This is a genomic window from Flammeovirgaceae bacterium, assembly GCA_015180985.1.
Taxonomy (GTDB): domain Bacteria; phylum Bacteroidota; class Bacteroidia; order Cytophagales; family Cyclobacteriaceae; genus UBA2336.
In genome coordinates this window covers 1074069-1095495 of the sequence record CP054185.1, presented here as the reverse complement: position 1 = coordinate 1095495, position 21427 = coordinate 1074069, and the positions used below count along the sequence as shown (strand labels likewise).

21 protein-coding genes and 2 tRNA genes are annotated in these 21427 nt (G+C 46.6%); 8 read left to right on the top strand and 15 right to left on the bottom strand.

Annotated elements, in window-relative coordinates:
* Nucleotides 1–30: 30 nt before the first annotated feature.
* Nucleotides 31–846 (bottom strand): purine-nucleoside phosphorylase, encoded by an 816-nt coding sequence (locus tag HRU69_05215; protein QOI96929.1) that lies wholly within the window; start codon nucleotides 844–846, stop codon nucleotides 31–33.
* Between the two features lie 11 nt (nucleotides 847–857).
* Nucleotides 858–1673, bottom strand: coding sequence for a purine-nucleoside phosphorylase (locus HRU69_05210; protein QOI96928.1), 816 nt, complete (start codon nucleotides 1671–1673; stop codon nucleotides 858–860).
* Between the two features lie 127 nt (nucleotides 1674–1800).
* On the opposite strand from HRU69_05210, the gene HRU69_05205 reads away from it, so the two are divergent.
* Nucleotides 1801–3654 carry a gamma-glutamyltransferase gene (locus tag HRU69_05205; protein ID QOI96927.1) on the top strand — a complete coding sequence of 618 codons (1854 nt, stop codon included), beginning with the start codon at nucleotides 1801–1803 and terminating at the stop codon, nucleotides 3652–3654.
* 14 nt (nucleotides 3655–3668) lie between these two features.
* Entirely contained in the window at nucleotides 3669–3908 is a 240-nt protein-coding gene (locus HRU69_05200) for a hypothetical protein (GenBank protein QOI96926.1), read from the top strand.
* Nucleotides 3909–3910: 2 nt separating this feature from the next.
* Here HRU69_05200 and HRU69_05195 read toward each other — a convergent pair whose 3' ends face one another.
* From HRU69_05195 to HRU69_05185, 3 genes are all read right to left on the bottom strand, one after another.
* A complete protein-coding gene (locus HRU69_05195; GenBank protein ID QOI98829.1) occupies nucleotides 3911–4870 on the bottom strand; it encodes a transglycosylase SLT domain-containing protein in 960 nt (319 codons plus the stop codon).
* Between the two features lie 19 nt (nucleotides 4871–4889).
* Complete coding sequence (locus HRU69_05190) at nucleotides 4890–5651, bottom strand: TIGR00730 family Rossman fold protein (protein ID QOI96925.1); 762 nt, start codon at nucleotides 5649–5651, stop codon at nucleotides 4890–4892.
* A 61-nt stretch (nucleotides 5652–5712) separates the two neighbouring features.
* Nucleotides 5713–6621 (bottom strand): TIGR01777 family protein, encoded by a 909-nt coding sequence (locus HRU69_05185; protein ID QOI96924.1) that lies wholly within the window; start codon nucleotides 6619–6621, stop codon nucleotides 5713–5715.
* 42 nt (nucleotides 6622–6663) lie between these two features.
* On the opposite strand from HRU69_05185, the gene HRU69_05180 reads away from it, so the two are divergent.
* Nucleotides 6664–7356 (top strand): hypothetical protein, encoded by a 693-nt coding sequence (locus tag HRU69_05180; protein QOI96923.1) that lies wholly within the window; start codon nucleotides 6664–6666, stop codon nucleotides 7354–7356.
* Here HRU69_05180 and HRU69_05175 read toward each other — a convergent pair.
* From HRU69_05175 to HRU69_05155, 5 genes are all read right to left on the bottom strand, one after another.
* Complete coding sequence (locus HRU69_05175; protein QOI96922.1) at nucleotides 7353–7898, bottom strand: hypothetical protein; 546 nt, start codon at nucleotides 7896–7898, stop codon at nucleotides 7353–7355. The genes HRU69_05180 and HRU69_05175 overlap by 4 nt on opposite strands.
* Nucleotides 7899–7966: 68 nt before the next feature.
* Entirely contained in the window at nucleotides 7967–9778 is a 1812-nt protein-coding gene (locus HRU69_05170) for an Ig-like domain repeat protein (GenBank protein ID QOI98828.1), read from the bottom strand.
* Between the two features lie 132 nt (nucleotides 9779–9910).
* Nucleotides 9911–12727 (bottom strand): TonB-dependent receptor, encoded by a 2817-nt coding sequence (locus HRU69_05165; protein ID QOI96921.1) that lies wholly within the window; start codon nucleotides 12725–12727, stop codon nucleotides 9911–9913.
* A 214-nt stretch (nucleotides 12728–12941) separates the two neighbouring features.
* Entirely contained in the window at nucleotides 12942–13928 is a 987-nt protein-coding gene (locus HRU69_05160) for an AAA family ATPase (protein QOI96920.1), read from the bottom strand.
* Nucleotides 13929–14042: 114 nt separating this feature from the next.
* Nucleotides 14043–14309: a hypothetical protein gene (locus HRU69_05155; GenBank protein QOI96919.1), complete on the bottom strand. Its 267-nt coding sequence runs from the start codon at nucleotides 14307–14309 to the stop codon at nucleotides 14043–14045.
* Between the two features lie 50 nt (nucleotides 14310–14359).
* On the opposite strand from HRU69_05155, the gene HRU69_05150 reads away from it, so the two are divergent.
* Nucleotides 14360–15046 (top strand): metallophosphoesterase, encoded by a 687-nt coding sequence (locus HRU69_05150; GenBank protein ID QOI96918.1) that lies wholly within the window; start codon nucleotides 14360–14362, stop codon nucleotides 15044–15046.
* On the opposite strand, the gene HRU69_05145 is transcribed toward HRU69_05150, so the two are convergent.
* Nucleotides 15039–16412 (bottom strand): GIY-YIG nuclease family protein, encoded by a 1374-nt coding sequence (locus tag HRU69_05145; protein QOI96917.1) that lies wholly within the window; start codon nucleotides 16410–16412, stop codon nucleotides 15039–15041. The genes HRU69_05150 and HRU69_05145 overlap by 8 nt on opposite strands.
* Nucleotides 16413–16587: 175 nt before the next feature.
* Here HRU69_05145 and HRU69_05140 point away from each other — a divergent pair, with 175 nt between their 5' ends.
* Nucleotides 16588–17043: a hypothetical protein gene (locus tag HRU69_05140; protein QOI96916.1), complete on the top strand. Its 456-nt coding sequence runs from the start codon at nucleotides 16588–16590 to the stop codon at nucleotides 17041–17043.
* The gene (locus tag HRU69_05135; GenBank protein QOI96915.1) at nucleotides 17040–17390 is read left to right on the top strand and encodes a phage holin family protein; all 351 of its coding nucleotides are present in this window, start codon (nucleotides 17040–17042) and stop codon (nucleotides 17388–17390) included. The genes HRU69_05140 and HRU69_05135 overlap by 4 nt, the downstream gene beginning before the upstream one ends.
* 30 nt (nucleotides 17391–17420) lie before the next feature.
* On the opposite strand, the gene HRU69_05130 is transcribed toward HRU69_05135, so the two are convergent.
* The 4 genes from HRU69_05130 to HRU69_05115 all read right to left on the bottom strand — a co-directional run bounded on the left by HRU69_05130 (nucleotide 17421) and on the right by HRU69_05115 (nucleotide 19680).
* Nucleotides 17421–18215, bottom strand: coding sequence for a glycoside hydrolase family 16 protein (locus tag HRU69_05130; GenBank protein ID QOI96914.1), 795 nt, complete (start codon nucleotides 18213–18215; stop codon nucleotides 17421–17423).
* A gap of 240 nt (nucleotides 18216–18455) precedes the next feature.
* Nucleotides 18456–18541 (bottom strand) — tRNA-Leu (locus HRU69_05125).
* 69 nt (nucleotides 18542–18610) lie between these two features.
* A tRNA-Gly gene (locus HRU69_05120) sits at nucleotides 18611–18683 on the bottom strand.
* Between the two features lie 61 nt (nucleotides 18684–18744).
* Nucleotides 18745–19680: an acyl-CoA desaturase gene (locus HRU69_05115; protein ID QOI96913.1), complete on the bottom strand. Its 936-nt coding sequence runs from the start codon at nucleotides 19678–19680 to the stop codon at nucleotides 18745–18747.
* A 172-nt stretch (nucleotides 19681–19852) separates the two neighbouring features.
* Here HRU69_05115 and HRU69_05110 point away from each other — a divergent pair, with 172 nt between their 5' ends.
* Nucleotides 19853–20470, top strand: a complete 618-nt coding sequence (locus HRU69_05110) for a sigma-70 family RNA polymerase sigma factor (protein QOI96912.1) — start codon at nucleotides 19853–19855, stop codon at nucleotides 20468–20470.
* 107 nt (nucleotides 20471–20577) lie between these two features.
* Nucleotides 20578–21345, top strand: a complete 768-nt coding sequence (locus tag HRU69_05105) for an acyl-CoA desaturase (GenBank protein ID QOI96911.1) — start codon at nucleotides 20578–20580, stop codon at nucleotides 21343–21345.
* Nucleotides 21346–21427 lie beyond the last annotated feature (82 nt).

Genomic DNA, 21427 nt, shown 5'->3' with positions numbered 1-21427 from the left:
CCAATTATTGCTTTAGCAGTAATAAAGAAATCAAATAGCATGTATCAACTCCACATACAATTCCGTCAGTTTCGGTTCAGCCTTGCCGGCTACCTTCACAATGGTGGCCAGGTCAACCGGCTGTAAATTATCCGGGTCGCAGTCATCGGTGAGTACTGAAATGGCGCAGCAGGGCAGGCCCATGTGGTTGGCCACAATAACTTCGGGTATGGTGCTCATGCCCACGGCATCCGCACCGATGGTGCGCAAGAAGCGGTACTCGGCACGGGTCTCCAGATTGGGCCCCGGAACTGCCGCATAAACGCCTTCATTAAGTTTTATCTTTTTCGCACGGGCAATCCGTTTGAGTTTAGTGTTCAGTTTTTTTGAATAAGGTTGGCTCATGTCGGGGAAGCGCGGACCGAACATCTCGAAATTCTCTCCCCGCAGCGGGTTATCGGGCAACAGGTTGATGTGATCATCCAGCAGCATGAGCTGTCCTTTACTCCACTTCGGATTCAGGTTGCCGGCCGCATTGGATATGAGCAGGTACTTTATGCCAAGCAACCTCAATACCCGAACGGGCAATGTTATCTGTCGCAGATCATATCCCTCATAATAGTGAAACCTGCCCTGCATGGCCAGCACTTTTTTGCCCTTCACCTTTCCGTAAATAAGCCGGCCTTTATGAAACTCAACGGTTGAAATCGGGAAATGTGGTATGGAGTTGTACGGTATGGCCACAACTGATTTGATCTCCTCTACAAACAAATTTCCCAAACCTGTTCCGAGAATCACGCCAACTTCGGGTGCGTCAATTCCGCGCTTCTTTAAAAACTCAACAGCCTGGTTAATTTCTTTAATCATGAATTAAATTTTCAGAGTGCCGCAATCAGTTCCGTAAACAACGTAACCAGGTGCTTCTCGGCTCTGCCTGCAACCGACACAATGTTTTCCAGTTTCACAACCGAACCTTTGTCGGGGTTACACTCGTTGGTAAGTACCGATACGGCACAACACGTTATGCCGGCATGTTGGGCAGTAAGCACCTCGGGCACGGTGCTCATGCCCACGGCATCGGCTCCGATGGTGCGCAGGTAACGGTATTCGGCACGGGTCTCCAGCGAAGGTCCCTGTACAGCAGCATAAACTCCCGGACGTAATTTTATTTTTTTCTTTGCGGCAATGGCAAGCAGTTTTTTCTGCAGGTTGGCTGAATACGGTTCACTCATATCCGGAAAGCGCGGCCCGAATATTTCATAGTTTTCTCCCCGCAGCGGATTATCGGGCATTAAGTTAATGTGATCGTTCAGCAGCATCAACTCACCTTTCTTCCAGGCAGGATTTAGATTTCCGGCTGCATTCGAAATCAGCAAAACTTTTACTCCCAGCATCTTCATTACCCGTATGGGCAGGGCAATCTGGTGCATGCTATAGCCTTCGTAGTAGTGTAGCCGGCCCCGCATGGTGATGACGTGCTTCCCGCTTACTTCTCCAACTACCAGTTGCCCCTTATGGGTTGCAACGGTTGTAATGGGAAAATGCGGTATGGCATTGTAGTTAATAATGACTGGCTTTCGGATGGATTCAACAAACCGATTGCCCAATCCGGTGCCCAGAATAATGCCCACTTCGGGCTTGGCGTTAATTCTGTGTTTGATAAAATCGGTTGCTTCCTTAACCTGTTGCAGCATAACTCAAATGTAGTAATTCAAATACAACGATTTCCGCAGGCATCCGGTTAAGAACTTTCGTAATGATCCGGCAAGAATTTCCGGTTGAATACCTTAATTTTAATGACTTACACCTAAACTTATCGCCATGAGAAAGTACCTTTTGCTTAACTGCCTGTTGTTTGTAGCCACTTCAGTTTTTGCACAATCCTTCAATACGTTTCCGGTAACCACACAAAAACCTCCATTACACGGTCGGCATTGGATGGCTGTTACCGGCAAGCCGCTGGCCGCTACCGCAGGCGCCATGATTTTCAGCAAAGGCGGCAACGCAGTGGACGCTTCCTGCGCCATGCTGGCCGCTACCTGCACCATGTGGGATGTGCTGAGTTGGGGCGGTGAAACGCAGGCACTCATCTACAACCCCAAAACAAAAAAAGTAATCGCCATTAATGCGCTGGGTGTAGCCCCAACCGGAGCCACCGCCCAGTTCTTCAAAGACAAAGGCATGAAATATCCTCCGCAGTACGGGCCACTGGCAGCCGTAACTCCGGGCACACCGGGCGGACTGATGACCATGCTGGCCGAGTACGGTACCATGAGTTTGAAAGATGTGCTCACACCGGCCATGCAAATGGCTGAAGGTTATCCGATAGAAGCGCAAACAGCCAATTCGATTGAACGCGAGAAGAGCCGAATTAAAGAATGGCCGTACTCCAAAAAAGTTTTCCTCACGCATCCGGGCGAAAGCCGTGAAGCACCTTACCCCGGAGAAATTTTTGTGCAGAAAGATTTGCTGGCCACCCTGCAGAAACTGGTTGATGCTGAACAGCAGGCACTAAAAAAAGGTAAATCTAGAAAGGAGGCCATCTACGCAGCATACGATCGGTTTTACAAAGGCGACATAGCCAAAGAATTTGTTCGCGGGTGCCAGGAGCAGGGCGGATTGATTACCGAACAGGACCTGGCCACCTGGAAAGTAAAAATAGAAGAGCCGCTGATGACTACCTACAAAGGTATTGAAGTGTACAAACTGCAGCAGTGGACGCAGGGACCTGTGATGCTGCAAACACTGAACATCCTTGAAAACTTCGACCTGAAAAGCATGGGATACAACTCGGCTAACTATGTACACACGGTTTACCAGGCCATGAACCTGGCGTTTGCCGATCGCGACTTTTACTATGGTGACCCGGCCTTTCCTCCGGATGAACCGATGAAGGGATTGCTCTCCAAAGAATATGCTAAGGAACGCGCGAAACTTATTAACCCTGAACGTAACGATCCGAAAATCGGTCCGGGCGATCCATATCCCTACGAAGGAAAGGTTAATCCATTTACACACTTACTAAAAACCTGGGGTGGCGCACAAAGCAGTTTGTATCGGCCGTTTGATGAAAAATACTTTGAAGACTTTGCGGCCGGAACAACCAGTGTTGAGGCTGCCGATAAAGAAGGCTGGGTGGTATCCATTACGCCCAGCGGGGGCTGGGTACCTGCCTGCATTGCGGGCAATACAGGCATTGGCATGAGCCAGCGCATGCAAAGTTTTGTGCTGGATGAGAAAGAGAATCCGTTTAACGTGGTTGAGCCCGGTAAGCGGCCGCGCGTTACGCTTACACCCAGCCTTGCATTAAAAGACGGGAAACCGTTTCTATCATTTGCCAAGCAGGCCGGTGATGAACAGGATCAGTTACTGATTCAGTTCTTTCTGAATATGGTAGAGTTTGACATGACCGTGCAGGAGGCCTGCGAAGCGCCCAGCTTCATTACCAACCAGATGTTTTCCAGTTTTGGTGATCATGAAAAACAGCCGGGAGGGTTGATTCTCAACAACCAGATGCCTCCGTGGGTACGCAAAGAACTGGGCCAGAAAGGCTACCGGATTACCTACCGCGAACGCACCAGCGGTCCGATTAATGCCATCTATTTTGATTGGAAGAACGGAAGTTTCTGGGGCGGATCGAGCAATCACGGAGAGGATTATGGCTTAGGGTGGTAAACAATTCTAATACGATGAAGAATCAAAAATTTGAAAAACGGGTAACAGGCGGCATGTCGGTTTACTACGGCATCGGTATACTGCTTACGGGTGTTGCAGCAACCGTGGGTGCGATTGTAATGGCAGTAAAATTTTTCATGGGCTCCACCGAACACGGGTGGGGAACACCAGCGGGTTTGGGTGCCATTGGCCTTGTTATGGGCACGCTTGGCTACCTGTTGCTTCGGTCGGGCTATGAGCAGTTGGAAGACTGACGCTATTCGGCCGGCAAGGCAATGCGGTAGGTCTTTCCCTTCTTAACTGTTAACCGGTCATCGCGCAGCCAGGGGTTGTGGCGTTTTAACAGTTTATAATTCACACCTTGTTGCTTTGCAAACTTCACCAGGTCGGGGATGTCTTGGGTTACTTCCACATAGCGAAGCTTCTCAGGTTGATACAGGTGTTTCGGGTTAACATTAAATCCGTACTTCACAGGGTTTTCAATAATTTCCTTTATAGCGATAATCCGGAACACATAGCGCGAGGTTTCATCAACCAAATGCAGGTCATAAAAATTATCCACCTGCTGATTTTCTAACGCACGCCCAACACCGGCAATGCCCCGGTTATACGAAGCCGCCACCAGTGTCCAGTTACCAAACTTTTTATAGGCATTGTTTAAATAGTTGCAGGCTGCTTCTGTGGCTTTAAGAGGGTCGTAGCGCTCATCAACATCATTTTCAATTTCCAGTCCGAGTTCACGGCCTGAGGTTTTTAAAATCTGCCAGTACCCCACAGCATTCTTGGGTGAAATATCATTTACCAAACCCGATTCAATCAACGGCAGGTATTTAAAATCATCGGGTATGTTGTGCCTGCGCAAAATTTCCTGCATCTGCGGAAGCCAGCGGTTGGCGCGTTTCATCAGAAAAATGGTACTGCTGTGCAGGTAAATATTGATTTGCAGTTCGCGATCCAGGCGTTCGAGCACATCGGGGATTTCGAGCGGAACCGGTTCACCGGCAAAATTTAGAGCAGTTGGCAGATCATAGGATACCGCCAGGTAGCGGGGTATTTCGGCATCCCATTGTGATGGCGGCAAAATTCCTTCCTCCTGTTGTTGATCTCTTTTGGCTTCACTAAGCAGTTTCTTAATGCGATCATCAGAATACCTGACGTAACCCAAAACAATAATCAACGACAGAAGCGAAATCAGGAGTGGAAAATTCTTCTCCAGTGTTTGCACGGACAATCTTCTAAAAATTCGGTGCCAGCAGGTATTTCGAATAGAAATCGTCAATTACTTTAACGGCTTCTTTGGGTGTTTCTACAAGGGCAAACAAATCCAGGTCTTCCTCGCTGATCATGCCTTCTTCAATTAAAATTTCCTTCACCCACTTCAGCCAGCCCTGCCAGAATTTCTTGCCCACCATCACAATCGGGAAGCGGCCAATCTTTTTGGTCTGTATAAGGGTTAGCGCTTCGGTTAATTCATCGAGTGTACCAAAGCCACCCGGCATCACCACAAACCCTTGAGAATATTTTACAAACATCACTTTACGAACAAAGAAGTAGTCGAACGTGATGAGTTTATCCGGATCGATATAGGGATTACCCTTTTGTTCAAACGGTAAAAAGATGTTTAACCCAACTGACTTTCCTCCTGCGCGATGGGCGCCCCGGTTACCGGCTTCCATAATGCCGGGGCCGCCACCGGTAATTACTCCGTAACCATGTTGTACCAGTTGGTATGCCAACTCTTCGGCCGTTTTGTAATAGGCGTGACCGGGTTTGGTGCGGGCCGAACCGAAGATGGTTACACACGGACCAATTTTGGCCAGTTTTTCCATACCCTCCACAAATTCACTCATCACCTTAAATATCATCCAGCTGTTTTCGCCCTTAATTTCCGACCAGTCTTTATCTTTAAACGCTTTGCGAATACGGTGTTCATCTTCTATAGCTTGCTGAATGAGCTCGGCTTTCGGATTGTTGTTCGACTTCCTTTTTGACTTCATACTGGTTATTATCTCTCGAAAGATACAAGGATGAACTTGCCCGACAAAAACCGGAAGCCTGTCAGGCCAGGAGATCAAGCAATGCGCTGTGCAAATCTGTAAAGCGAAAGGTAAAACCGGCCCGTTGAATTTTTTCCGATGAAACCCGGCTTCCGTTTAAAACCATACCGGCCATCTCGCCCAACACAAGTTTTAACGCAAAGGCCGGCACCGGGGGTAACCACATGGGCTTTTTCAAAACAACGGCAATCGCCCGTGTAAATTCTTTGTTTGTAACCGGCTGAACCCCGGCTGCATTGTAAACACCAGCCACAGAATTATTTTCCTTGGCAAACAAAAACATCCGGCACAGATCATCAATGTGTATCCAACTCAGGTATTGGTTGCCGGTGCCCAGGGGAGCGCCTACGCCCCATTGTACCGGCCTGGCCATCTCTTTCAACGCTCCACCCTTCTTACTTAGCACAATACCAATGCGTAAAATGGCGGTGCGGATACCCAACGATTGAACTGCATTCACTTCGTTCTCCCAAGCCTTTACTACCTCTGCCAGGAAATCATTACCCGGATTACTGCTCTCGGTTAAAACTTCATCACGTAATCCAAATCCATAAATGCCAATGGCCGATGCTGATAAGAATGAACTAACCTGATGATTTCCCCTGCCAAGAAATTGGTACAACAACCGGGTTGACTGCACCCGACTGTCAAGAATTTCTTTTTTGCGTTTCACTGTCCACCGTTTATCGGCCACACCGGCTCCGGCCAGGTGAATCACCGAATCAACTCCTTCAAAGGCTTTTTCATCTATAGTGCCGGCAGAAACATCCCAGGCAAAGGCGGGCACCCTTCCTGCTTTTGCCTGGCGGCTCAGGTGTGCAACTTCATATCCCTGCTTTAGCAGCAGTTCCGTCAGACGGCTGCCCACCAATCCGCTGGCCCCGGTAATCAGTACTTTTTTTGGACTCAATTTTGTTAGCTTTGATTACTCAAATTAAGAAACATGGTTGTGTTGAGAAAGTTTACCGTATTCGTACTTATTCTTATTGTAAGTGCCTTTTCAGTATTTGCTCAATCGGTTAAGGCAACAAAAGAAACAGCGCGCATTAAAGGCAAAAATGCCGATGGTTTTGAGGTGGAGTTGGAGGGTACTGTTGATGAGGTAAATACTGCTTTAACAAAGTATATGAAAACATTTGCAAAACTTAAACTGGGTGCCAATCCGATAGCTACGAGTGAATTTGCCGTTGGCGGATCGGTATATAAAAGTCCGGTTTACGCACTCACCAAAGAAAAGGGCGATCGTACAGCCGCCTGGATTGGGATAAAAGCCGATGAGTGGAGCCCCGAAGAAGCAGAAAAAATAAACAAGGAGTTGGAGCGGCTCACCTACGATTTTGGTGTGCAGTTTTACCGCGATAAAATACAGGTACAAATTGATGAATCAGTTCGCGCCTTGCAGGCTGTTGAGCGGCAGCAGCAGCGGCTCAACACCGAAAATAAAAATCTGAACATCCGCCTGGAGAACAATCAAAAAGAGAGGGTTCAGCTGGAAAAATCACTCGATGCCAACAAACTTGAATACCTGAACCTGCTCACCAAAATTGAGCAGAATAAAAAAAGCCAGGATTCACTGGCTGTTGCACTGGAGCAGGTAAAGAAAGTGGTGGAAATGCACAAGGAGAAGCAGAAAAAGGTGCATTAAATTCCGGGCTTAACAAGCCACTCGTGCCGTATGGTGTCATAATAAGTCCATGCGTTGGGCCACTCCAGGTATTCATCATTTAATAAGTACTCGTCAACATGGCCATGTTTCACCATGTGGTTAAAAAGTTCAGTTCCTTTTTTATGCAATTCAGTTATTGGGCCAACCGGTGTATTGTACACTTCAACGAATGAGGTTATGTTGCCTCTATCATCTATTCGAAATTTACCTCCTACCCCACGAAGAACACCCTCTGCACTGCGTGCCGGGCGGATGATGAAGAAATAATATATATCCGATTTGTCGCGGTAAAGTTTCTCGAGCTTAAATTTTGGTAAACTCGTTACATAAAATTTCCTGAATTCGGGATTGAATCGGGTTTCCCACGTGGCACCTGTTGGCCGCACATAAATGTAGGTGATGATATCAGCCAACAATGAATCACGTTGCCGGTCATCAAAATAATTTCGAGGATCCTGTTTATCCGAGCAGGAAAAAAACGCAATAAAAAAAACTGTCAGGCTGTTGATTATTACCTTCATCGATACAAAATTAATAAACAAAAAAGTCGGGGTACGATACCCCGACTTTTGCTGATGTTCAACCAATACTAGTTATTGTAATTAGTGTTACGCGGATCAAAGTTAGTCCATCCCGCTGTCCAGTCGGTTGCTCCGAACGCTCCGATGTAATTTACCGTTTTATTGAAGAACGCTCCGGCTGCCGGGCAGTTATCCCAAAGATTAGTTTTATTTAGCAATATGGAGCCACCGGCTGGTAAAAATGTTGGCGTGCCCAAATCAAAGAGATTTGAGTTAATACCAAGGTCAGTCCACTTGTCTTCAAGTACATTACCGAAAGACACAGTAGTAAACCAGGTCTGAGCAGTTACTGCTCCTATATTGCCCGTTGCAGCAAAGATGAAACCACGCGGTAACTGAGGGTTATTGGAATCGGGGGTAAACGGCAACCCGGTTACAGTTTGCTCTTCGGCAGTACTTGCAGATCCGTATCCGTTACCACCCCAGTTTTGTACTCCGGCAAGGTAAACGTTGCGAAGTTGCAAATCTCCGTTATCGGCATTGGTGCGTGTACCCGTGCCATCAATGAAAATTCCGTTAGGATACCCTGTAAATACTGAGTTGTAAATTTTAAGTTTATTGTTTCTGCGCAAGTGGGCTGCATTCTGGAAATTATCCTGAATGTTGAGATCGCTGGTTTTTTTTGGACCAATAACAGTTACGTTAGCAAATACGCCTGAGGTGAACGGAGTTGCCGCAGAGCCGGTTCCGTCATTGTCAACCTCAAAGCCATTCGAGCCAGACTGGTCGGCCAGCGTATTATCGCGAATACCAATAGCCCACTGAACATTCCCAGACCAGCCAAAGTCCACATCAAAATCATCATCAAGTCCTCGGTAGGCTACCAGGTATTTACTGTTTACCGTTCCGCCAAACCACTCAAACTGGTCATCCAATCCGTACGATGCCTGAACGTATTCTATAGTTGTGGTGCTTCCCACACTGCCCAGGGTTAATGAGTTTACTTCCTGGTTCGGGTTAATGGGGGTTCCGGCAAATTCAATGCGCACATACTTAAGCGAGCCGGAGTCATCTGTATCGGGGCTGCCGATGGGCGTATCGCCTATACCATGAAACGCTCCGTAATTTCCTTCCAGTTCGGCATTAGCACTTTGGTTGTTATTTGCACGGCCGACAATTACAAGTCCTCCCCAGTCTCCGGGGTTACGGGTTCCCGGGGCTTTTGAAGAAGTGAAGACGATCGGATTGTCTACTGTTCCGTTAGCAATAATCCTGTTGCCACGTTGGATGATTAGCGTTCCCGGAGGTGTTGAACCACTCTTAGGCAAACCCTGAATAATTGTGCCTGGTTCAATTGTAAGGGTAACTCCGGTAATGTTTGTGCCGCCTGAACGCTTGGCATCATCACCAACCCGAACATAACCGGACAATTGATAAATTTTATTGCTCATCCAGGTTGTATTGGCATTAATAATGCCACTTACCGTTACAATTTCTTTGCTTGACACTGTAACTGAATAGGTTGCCAGTACTGAGGACTTGCCCTTTAAATCAATCGCCTGAATGGTAAAATTAGTTACTGTTCCGACTGCAAGATTTTCTACTGCATAGGTAAGTGTATAAGTGGCATTTTTTTCACCACCGTAGGTTTCTGTATCAAAAGCACCACCGTTTTTCAAAACAACCACTTCGTCCAATCCGCCAGGTGCAGCAATGGTCGCTACTACAGAAGCATCGGCTCCTATAATACCGGTAAACGAAGGCGAAGCAAGGGTAATACTCGGAGCAGCCGGTTCGGCTTCATCATCGCTGCAAGACGACACAAAAACCAAACTACCAGCCAAAGCCGTGGAAGCCAGCAGGCTACGCCATGTAAACATTAAATTTTTCATTCGATATGGGTTTAAATTGATTTTCAATTAGATGCCCCAAAACTATCAGGCCCCTGTTAACTGAATATTAACAGGGGCCGAACTTTAAGTTACCAATGCTTCGTTAAGGTTAACTAAACCTTACCAGATTCGGTAGGTAAATCCAAGGGTGAACAACGAACCAAACCGGTTTTCCTGAACAATCTGATCGCGCTTTTTGTCAAATATCCCGTCACGGTTTCCGTCCTGCATCAGAATGTATTTCTGATTAAGTATATCGGCAATGGTAAGTTTGCCCTGCAGGCGCTCGCCAAAACGCTTTGTTACACTTAAGTCAACAACATTGCGGGGCATTTCATAGATGTCCTCATAAAGGGCATCACCCATATCGGTATAACCACCCACAGCAAAGAGCCTTCTGCCAACCACATTGTATAATACAGAAACCTGTAAACCGGACTCATCATTTTGATAATACACACCGGTATTAATAACGAATGGCGACTGACCCATCAGCGGGCGTTCCGGCTGTGTGCCAACATCAACAGAACTTTTTGAAAGGGCCGTGTTAAAAAGAATATTAAGGTTATCCACAAACTTACTTGATGTGAGTCCTGCCAATGACTTACGGATATCCAGTTCAACACCGTAAACATAAGCCGAAGTTGCGTTGGCATAACGAAATCCTTTAGCACCCTGCGAGCCTGCACCCGGCACGTAAACAGCCTCGATAGCATCGGTAAAATCTTTATAGAATCCACCGAAGGTTATCATCTCGTTCTTTGATGGATACCACTCCCAGCGAAGGTCATAATTTTGAATTTTGGCCGTGCGCAAATTCGGCTCCCCGCTGTACACCCAGTTAAATTCAAAATCATAGAAGCTAAACGGAGCAATTTCCCTGAACTCCGGCCTGTTTAAGGTCTGTCCATAAGTGGCCCGTATCAGCATGTTGTCAGAAAAATTGTACGACAGGTTTGCCGATGGCAGTACCCGCTTAACCGGAACCTGTTGTGCAATATCGTCTCCTGTTTTGGTAGCTGTAGAAAGAACCTGAAGATTGTCCTCAACACGCACTCCGCCCGAAAGGGTGAACTTTTTTCCGAAGGGTAAAGACAGCCCGGCATAATACGCTTTTAATTCATTGCTTGACGTATAGGAATCGCTGCCATTAGTCTGTTCATCAATTATTAAACCATCACCGGTGGTGGGGTAAATATTTTCAGATGCAAAAAGCTCTTCAATGGGCAGGTATTCCAAACTGGAATTCCAATTAAAGGCATCGCGTGCATACCCTAAGTTCCGCGCAATAAATGTTCTGTCTTTCTTGTCATAGAAAATACCTGCTGACAACACCGGCAAAAAGTTTTCGGTTATTTCAAGTGTATGATCGATCCCCACCGAGCCCGAGTAACTGTCCTCAGTCATATCGCCATAAAACCTGCCCAGAAAGTAAACCTGGGCTGCGCTTACCGGTACATATGTTCTCTCGGTACCGGATTGCAGGTCTAAATCACGCCTGTATCTGCGGTTGTCGGGCATATCGCGGTACGACTGCCCCAGGTTGGCCACCCAGTTTATGGTTGTTTTACCATTAAACAGTTTATGTTTACCAAGTAATTGGCCTGAATAAACTCCACGGAATACTTCCTGAAAACCACCCCACTGCCCATAGAAATTGCCTTCAAAATTTTGTCCCTGCCTGAAAATATACTGAGAGTTGTTAATCTGGTTATACAGGTTTTTAAACTCGATGGTGTGGTTGTCATTAAACTTAAATGCCCAGTTAAACAGTACGCCTGTTCGGCTGTTTTGATTGTTCTGATCATCGGAATAGTCGTATATGAGCGATGGGGTATTGTTGATTTCATCAAACTGATTAAAGTCTTGCCTGCGAACAGCAAAACGGTTTCGGTTATTGCTCCAGTTAATGGCCGTGATGTTTCCAATCTCAATGTTTTTAACCTTGAACCGGAAGTTACCGGTAATTGATGCGCTTTGGTCAAGAAAAGAAGTAACCTGCTCGGGCACCCAGTTATTGCTTAACGACTGGGCCGCCTGGCGCAACGAGGTTTCGCTGGTTATGCCGCGAAGGTCGGCAGGAAAGCCTGCCGGCAAATCATTAATTCCTCCGTTAAAGCCCAGATTTTGAATGGGATCACGCTTGCTTTGGTAGAAGTCATTGAATGTTGAGTTTGTACGATACCCCATGGAGTACCCAAATGTGATGTTATTCTCATCGGGGATACTTTTGGTGGTAATCTTTACAACGCCACCGGCAAAGTCGCCCGGAAGTTCGGGTGAAGGACTCTTGAAAATAAGAAGTTGATCGATCTGTCCGCTGGGTATTACATCAAAAGCAAATGATCTGCGATCGGCTTCCATACTGGGTGCATAAGCGCCATGAAGCATGGTAACGTTGTATCGCTCGCTGGCGCCACGAATAACAATGTACCGGCCCCCCATGATGGTAACGCCCGGGATCCGCTTAACAACTTCAGCCGCATCACGGTCAGGCGAACGGGTGATCATTTCTGCAGAAATGCCACTCACTACAAGTTTACTTTCACGAATAGATGCCAACAACGCAAAATCGTTATCAATGGTACGAGTACCCCGCACAACAACCTCGCTTAATTCGGAAACATCTTCGGATAATTGCACATCAATGGAAATCCGTTTCCCATTATCAACAACAACATCGTTAACAATGTGGGTTTTGTAGGTTACAAACGAAATTTGCAGTACGTATTTACCAGCGGCTACATTAGTAATCAAAAATTTACCCTCCAGGTCAGTTGAAGCACCTTGCTGCGTACCCTGAATAACTACGTTGGCTCCGATTATCGGCTCACCGGTAAGAGCATCTTTCACTAAGCCCCCGATTGACCCCTGGCTAAACGCATGCAGGCATGAAAAAAAAAGTGCTCCGAGTAGTAGTATAAACCGTTGAGTCATAAATCACTGGCTTTGATGAACGTTGGCGCAAAGGTCAGAACCTACTATTACCCCACCGGCAAGCCAGTGTTACTAAATTGTTAAAGGACCACTGTTTTCTTAATTTGTTGATTTACAGGAGTATGTGCCAGGCTGGCAGGGAGAGGCTCAAGGTGTTTTGTTACAAGGCTGTTAATCAGTTTAAAAAATTCTTATGGTAATGTTAAGCCGCAGATTATTTCATGATGGGCACCTTGCCCAAAATAGCCTTGATGATGTCGGCTGTTTTTACGTTATCGGCTTCGGCTTCGTAGTTTAAAATTATGCGGTGGTTCATCACATCCAGCGCTACCTCTTTTATGTCTTCGGGCAACACGTAATCGCGGCCCTCCATATAGGCGGCAGCCTTAGCAGCTAGGTTCAGGTTAATGCTGGCACGAGGTGATGCACCGAACTGAATGTAGGGTGCCTGTTCCGTTAGTTTATAATCCAACGCCTTGCGCGTTGCCCAAACCAACTCAATAATATACCGCTCAAGCGATTCAGAAATCTTCACTTTATTCACTTCATCCCGGATATTGAAAATATCTTCTTTTGTGAGAACAGGATTTACAGAGAAATCAAACTTCATGTTTGCTATCCTGCGCATCACTTCAAGTTCCTGTTCCTTGCTGGGATAATCGACAAACACTTTCATCATAAACCGGTCTATCTGCGCTTCCGGCAACGGATAAGTTCCCTCGTTTTCTACCGGATTTTGTGTGGCGAGCACCAAAAATGGCTTGTCCAGCTTAAACGTGGTTTCGCCAATGGTAACCTGTTTTTCCTGCATGGCCTCCAGCAAGGCCGACTGAACTTTGGCGGGCGACCGGTTTATCTCATCGGCCAGAATAATGTTGGCGAAGATCGGCCCTTTCTTTACCTCAAACTTCCCCTCCCTCTGATTGTAGATCATCGTGCCCACCAAATCAGCGGGCAATAAATCAGGTGTGAATTGTATACGCGAAAAGTCGAGATGCAGTACACGGGCCAGTGTGCTTACGGTTAGCGTTTTGGCCAGGCCGGGCACACCCTCAAGCAAAATGTGGCCGTTGGTAAACAACCCTATCAGCAACCGGTTTACCATGTACTCCTGGCCCACCACCACTTTGCCCACTTCGGAAATTACCTGCCTGATTTTTTCTTTGTGCTCAATCTGCTTTCCGGTTTCTACCGCTTCCATAAACTCAACAATTAATTTGCTGCACGGCCTTTATGAGGCCAATTTCAAAAGTAGCGCAATTTTAATGATTTAGTGCTAAAATGTTGATGGGCAGTTGCTTTGAACCATTGCCGGTCAGGCGCCTTTGCTCTTAAAGGCAAATTTGAAGTAGATAAGGGTGAGGCTCAGCACACAGATGATGGCATTGCAGATTATTACCGGCAGCAAGTAAAGTTTTACACCATAGATAAGCCAAACGATGGTACTCGTAAACACAATCAGCATCATGGTTAAACTCAGGTCGCCTACACTTTTTGTTTGCCAGGCTTTATACACCTGGGGTATAAAGGTGATGCTGCTTAAGAACGCCCCGAGCAAGCCTACCAGTTCTATCCAATTCATAAAAAAAAGTTAAGAAAGTGCGAATCTATTAATTTACCCTTACAAAGCCGATGAAACGATTTGTTATTGGTGATATACACGGTGCCCGAAAGGCCTTGTTGCAATGCTTTGAGCAATCAGGTTTTGATTACGAAACCGACCTGCTTATTTGCCTAGGCGATGTATGCGATGGCTGGCCCGAAACAAAAGCGGCAGTTGATGAACTGCTGAAAGTCAAAAACCTGCACTACATTTTGGGCAACCATGATTACCTGGCCCTGAAATGGATGCAGTACGGAATCAGGGAAGACGTGTGGCTTGAGCAGGGTGGCCTGGCTACCTTACAATCGTACAGAGAGAAAGTAAATACACACCACAAAGATTTTTTTGAGCGTGCATTACCTTACTTCATCCTTGAAAATAAACTGTTTGTACATGCAGGCTTTAATCCATTAAGACCAATTGAAGAGCAAACCCTGAACGACTTTCTGTGGGATCGGAACCTTGCGCGAATCGCTATCGATTTTTATAACAAAGAAATTGATGCCCCGCTTACGGTTTACGATGAAGTTTACCTGGGGCATACCCCCATCACGTCAGGCAAACCACTTCATTCCTGCGGCATCTGGTTGATGGACACCGGGGCGGGCTGGTCGGGCGTATTGTCGATGATGGATATTGATACTAAAGAATTTTTTACAAGCGACCCGGTTCCATCGCTGTACCCCGGAATTGAAGGAAGAAAGCGCATCACTTAATGCGGATTACTTCCGAATCGCGCGGATTAAGAAGGTAGGAGTTGATGATGTTCTGTACAGTTGTTGTTTCTGCTCCATTGTTTACATATCGCTTCAGCGTACGAAGGCTGCCGATTTTTTTATTCTTGCTGATAAAACCAAAACCAAAAAACTTTCCTTTTTCAACCAGCACTACGGATTTCTCGTCAGCATTCCGGCCCTTGCCCACAATAGCAATTGATAAATCGATATTAATAAAAGTTTGGATGGCTTTCATTACACGTTTATTGTAAACGGCCGGTTTTTCCAATCCTGCACAGGCGCCTTTACATTCGCCCGTCTGGTAACTGAAGCATAGTCCTTTCTTCACTTGCAGTCCGCTTAGTTTAGGGCACAGTTCAAACCCATGCACCTTCTCCCACAAAAAATTCCAGGCATCGCCTTTTGTATTAAACTTTATCAGTGGTTTTGCCCCCCGCGCTACCTGGTTTGCCGAAAAGCGCTTGTAGCCGAGTTGATCATCGTAGGAAAAGATACCCCATTCATCAACTTTAAATTTCTGTGCCACGTTGTATTTCGGCCAAAGCCTGCGGATCTCCTGCGATTCGAGGATGAGTGATACCAGTTCATTGCCTGTTAATGTGTACCGGATGTGGTGAATTTCGTTCCGGACTTTCGAACGGTTCCATTCACGCGCCTCACCGGCAAAGTGCCCGGCAATTCGTTTTTTAATGTTGTTGGCCTTGCCCACGTAAACTACCTGTCCGCGGGCATTCAAAAAATAATACACTCCGGGTTTAGCAGGCAACCTGTCAAATTCTTCCTTGGGAAGGTTAGGCGGAAGAATCGTTTCGCCCGAATTGCGTTTTAACGAGCGGCTGATGTACCCGTCCTTATCGCGTTGCAGCAAACGCGAAAATATGCTGGCGGTTGCCTCGGCATCGCCACCGGCCCGGTGCCGGTTTTCAATCCGTACGCCTAAACTTTCGGCCAGGCTGCCCAGCCCGTACGATCGGAGCCCGGGGATAATTTTGCGGCTCAGCCTTACCGTGCACAACTTTCTGGCATGCCACGTTATGCCGGCCTGTTCAAACTCTTTCTTTAAAAATGAGTAATCAAAATGTGCATTGTGCGCCACGAAAATTCTTCCCTCCAGCAGCCGGAGTATATCTTCTGCCACTTCTTCAAAAGCAGGCGCCTCCGAAACCATTTTGGTGGTTATGCCGGTTAAGCCGGTAATGTAATATGGCACCCTCCGTCCCGGATTGATCAGCGTATAAAAGTGATCGGTAATTTCGCTGCCGTTATGATGGTAAATAGCAATTTCGGTAATGCGGTGATGATCAGCGTAGCCCCCGGTCGTCTCGATATCCACAATGGCGTACATACTTCAAAGTAATATCATTTTGCTTATCTTTAACATGTGTTGATAGAATTCAAAATGAATCGGACGGTGGTCCGGAAATTCCGGCTTGGGGAAGAACCCAAAGACTACACCTTTTGGCTATCGCAGCCTGCGGCAAAACGGATTGCCGGAATTGAATCACTAAGAAAACGCCATTATGGAGAAGATCCATTTAAGCAAGGACTTCAAAGAATTTATCGAATTACTAAACAAAAATAATGTTCGGTACATTGTTGTTGGAGCCTATGCCGTAGGCCTGCATGGTTATGTACGATTTACTGGCGACCTCGATATTTGGGTTGAGCCTACTCCGGAAAATGCAATTAACTTAATGAGTTGTATAGCTGAATTTGGCTTTGGGCCTTTTAAGGACTTGTCTGTTGAAGATTTTACAAAGGAAAATACAGTTGTACAATTCGGTTATCCCCCGCTTCGAATCGATGTGATGACATCGGTTAGTGGAATTCATTTTAGTGAATGTTATGAAAAACGTCAACTCACGGTGGTTGATGGCACCATACTGCCCTACCTTGATTTGGAAAGTCTGAAAAAAAATAAAGCCGCTACAAACCGGAAAAAAGATCTGGACGACCTCGAAAACCTGCCGCAATGAATGGGATTATACGCTTTTTACTGAATGGGCTTGGGGTATTGCTAACCGCTTATCTGTTACCGGGAGTTCATGTTGAACATTACGGATATGCCCTTCTGGTTGCGTTGGTGTTGGCCATTGTCAATGCCATTGTTAAGCCCATCCTGGTGGTATTAACCATTCCCATCACCTTTGTTACCTTCGGACTATTCCTGCTGGTCATCAATGCGCTGATGATTCAGCTTGCCGATTGGTTTGTAGATGGCTTTGAGGTAGATGGTTTCTGGTGGGCCCTGGCATTCAGCTTGATACTATCCTTATTCAACGGCTTGTTTGAGGACCTTACAAAAAGCAAACAGGCATCCTGAGCTACCCTTCATTGAAACTTTTCCCTGTGCTTACTGATACACCCGTACATAATCCACTTCCATGCGCTGTGGCCAGATGGAATCATCAATGCCTTGCATACCACCCCAAAAGCCACCAACTGCTACATTCATAATCAGGTGAAACCGCTTGTCAAACGGCCATTCGCGAAACGTATCTTCAGGTAAGCGCAACACGGAATGATACAATTTACCATCAACAAAAAAGTCAATTTTATCAGCGTGCCAGTCAATACTGTACACATGGAAAGCATCCTGCGCATCAGCCACCGTGATAATGCCTTCCTTTTGGGTTTTCTTCTGATGGTTATACGCCTCGGTATGGATTGTTCCGTGAATGAGCCCCGGGTCAAACCCCACATGTTCCATAATATCAATTTCACCGCTGGCGGGCCAGCCGCCATACGCCCAATCCGTTGGCAACATCCAGATAGCAGGCCATGTACCCCGGCCGCGCGGTAACCGGGCCCTTACGTCAATGCGTCCGTAAAGCCAATCGCCTTTGTATTTGCTGATTATTCGGGTACTGGTGCAAGGCTTTCCACCCACTGAATCGTTATGCACTTCAATAATCAATACTCCGTTTTCAACCCGTACGTTTTTTGGATCCTTGGTGTAGTATTCTAATTCCTGGTTGCCCCACCCGCACAAATCGGGGCAACCATTGCCCAAATCATAACTCCATTTGGCAGAATCGGGTGAGCCCGAATAATTAAATTCATCTGACCAGATTAAATTTTTCCTTTTGGAAGGATGGCAGCCCAAAAGGAAAAGGATACCCAGTAACAGCAAGAACCCTCGAAACATGAAGTAATAAACTCCTGAATTTAACAAAATGCAAGAGGAGCATATCACCGCTCGCGATTGTCAGGATGCTGACCGCAAGCGTCAGCATTGAACCCTATTCTGCATTGGTTGATAGCCTTAAAAAAATGAGTACCCGGACGGGAGCCCTGGACGATCCGCCTTACGCGGATGACAGGATGCTGACCGAAAGCGTCAGCATTGAACCCGCTTCTACTTCAGTTGATAACTGTTATAGTTAAGTACCCGGGACGGGAGTTGAACCCGTACAGCCATTACTGGCCACAGGATTTTAAGTCCTGCGTGTCTACCAATTCCACCACCCGGGCATCCCCGCTTACTTCTCTATAAAAAACAAGCCCCCTCTCCTTAAGGAGAGGGGGTTGGGGGTGAGGTTGAGCGGGAAACGAGACTCGAACTCGCGACCCCGACCTTGGCAAGGTCGTGCTCTACCAACTGAGCTACTCCCGCTTTTTCCCGTAAAGGGACTGCAAATTTAGCAGGCGATTCTAAAATTCCAATATCAGTGCAATTAAGCCGACTGGCGCAGTTCCTCCTCCATCTCCTGCTTAAGCTGGCGGGCGTGCGCCCGGTTTTTTGAATACTTAATATGCAGGGGAACGCCCTTCAAATCCCAGATAAGACCTGCCCACGACATCGCCTTCAGCACATACCAGGTAATGTCAATTTCCCACCAGAAAAAACCCTGGCGTGCTGCCGTCTCATAATAATGATGATTGTTGTGCCAGCCTTCGCCCAGCGTAAGCAGCGCAAGCCACAAACTGTTGCGGCTTTCATCGTTGGATTCATACCGCTGCCGGCCAAACTTGTGCATGATGGAGTTGATGGAGAACGTGCCGTGATACAGGATTACCGTGCTGAGAAAGAATCCGACTAATAACGTTGACATGCCATGTGATGTAAACATCATTGAAATACTTCCTCCGTTTACCACAGCGCCCAATGCAGTAACCCCAAGCGCCAGCAAAACAGGTGGCACCAGGTAATATTTGTTCAGCCACACCAACTCAGGGTATTTCGCATAATCGCCAATGGTCTTGTAGTCCGTTTCTTTAAAATCAGGTCCTACAATCCAGCCTACATGCGAGTACCAGAAACCATAAATTTTCATCGAGTGCGGATCGGCCGGTGTATCGCTGTGCCGGTGGTGATGCCGGTGGTGCGCAGCCCACCACAACGCTCCTTTTTGAGCAGAGGTTTGTGCCATAAACGCGATAACGAACTGAAACCAGCGTGAAGTGCTGTACGACCGGTGAGCAAAGTACCGGTGGTAGCCGGCCGTTACCCAGAACATGCGGAAGAAGTAAAGGAAAATACAAACCATCCAGTCAAACAAAGTGGCCCCTGTCCAGATGGCGGCCAATGGCAGCAAATGCACAAGCGTAAAACTTATCTCTTGTGATAATATCGGTTTCCTGCGCGGCTCCGGTACCCATGTTGTTGTCATATACTTACAAAATAAACCGGACCCACAGTATGCAATACGTTGACTCCGAACAACAAAGGTAACGGTTTGTCTGCGAATACATTGCCGTTTACAGAAAGTTGCCGGTACGAACGTCTGTAAGGTCAGAGCTCATGGCTTAAATACCATAATATTACCGTACCTTTGCTTCCCGATGAATCACGCTGCTGTTATAACGCTTTACCAACCCATGTTGCAGGCAATTGCTTACAACCTGTTGCGTTGCAAAGCCGATGCAGAAGATATTGTGCAGGAAACTTTTCTTAAATGGCTAAGTGCCGAAAAGGAAAAAATCAATAACACCAAAGCATACCTGATTAAGGCCGTGACCAATAACTGCCTGAATCACCTCAACGCATTGAAAAGAAAGAAGATGGAGTATCTCGACTCCATGCAGTTACCCGAGTTTATAACCAAAATCAAAGAGAGCAGTTTTCCACACTTGGATATGGATGTTTACCTGGCCGGTGCCATAAAGGTTATCCATCAGAAACTTAAGCCCCTTGAACGCGCTGTTTACCTGCTAAAAGAAGTGTTAGACCTGGATTACGATACGCTTCACAAAACACTCAATAAAAAGAAAGACCATTGCCGCCAACTCCTTACACGCGCAAAAAAGAAGTTAAGTGAGGAGTCGGCCAAGATTCATTTCGATGTCCCGGTGCCCTCTTCGTTGCTGGAAAGTTTTAAAAAAGCCTGTCTGGGCAATACTGATGATCTCATTGACTCGCTAAAACGCGACATCTGGTTTCAGCCCGAAAAAGAATCCTGAATTTCTCCACCCCGGTTTGTCACAAACGGTAAGGTAATTTGTCTTACTGTAAATCATGCCGATTATAGGCTGATTACTGCATTTTACCATTAACCTGACCGAATTATATGATCATTATTGCCTTTTTTATAGCGCATTGGTACCTGTCACTTTTCTTCCAAACATTCTTTCTTCATCGGTACGCTTCGCACCGGGCATTTACCATGAACAAATTTACCGAGAAGGTATTCTTTGTGCTGACGTGGATTTTTCAGGGATCCAATTACCTGAGTGCGTATGGCTATGGCGTTATGCACCGCATGCACCATGCCTTTGCCGACACCGAAAACGATCCACATTCACCGTCTTACGATGAAACCATCTGGAACATGATGTGGAAAACCAAAACCATCTATTCGGCTATTGCCAATGGTAAACTTGTGGTGGATAAGCGCTTTACCGAGGGCGTGCCGCAGTGGAATGCGTTCGATAAGTTTGCACGCTCGTGGCCGTCACGCATTCTATGGGGCGGACTTTATGTGTTGTTCTATCTGCAGTTTGCCACAACCTGGTGGCTATGGCTGTTGCTCCCCATACAGTTTCTGCTAAGCCCCATACACGGAGCCATCATTAACTGGTTTGCGCACAAGTACGGGTACCGAAACTTTGAAGTAGGCGATACCTCCAAAAACTTTCTGCCGGTTGATTTTCTGATGATGGGTGAAAGCTATCATAACAATCACCACAAACACGGGTCGCGCGCTAACTTTGGTGGCATACGCTGGCATGAAATTGACCCCACATATCTGATCATTCGCTTGCTCGACAAATTGAGGATTATAACCATCAACCGGCAGAAAACAGCGGCTCTTGAACAAGTGAAAGCAGCAGCCTAATCAGGTGGGATTACCAGTAAACCTGCCGATTTAGGTATTTATTACTACCTTTACGGCCTTAATCAATTTATAACACCGATCA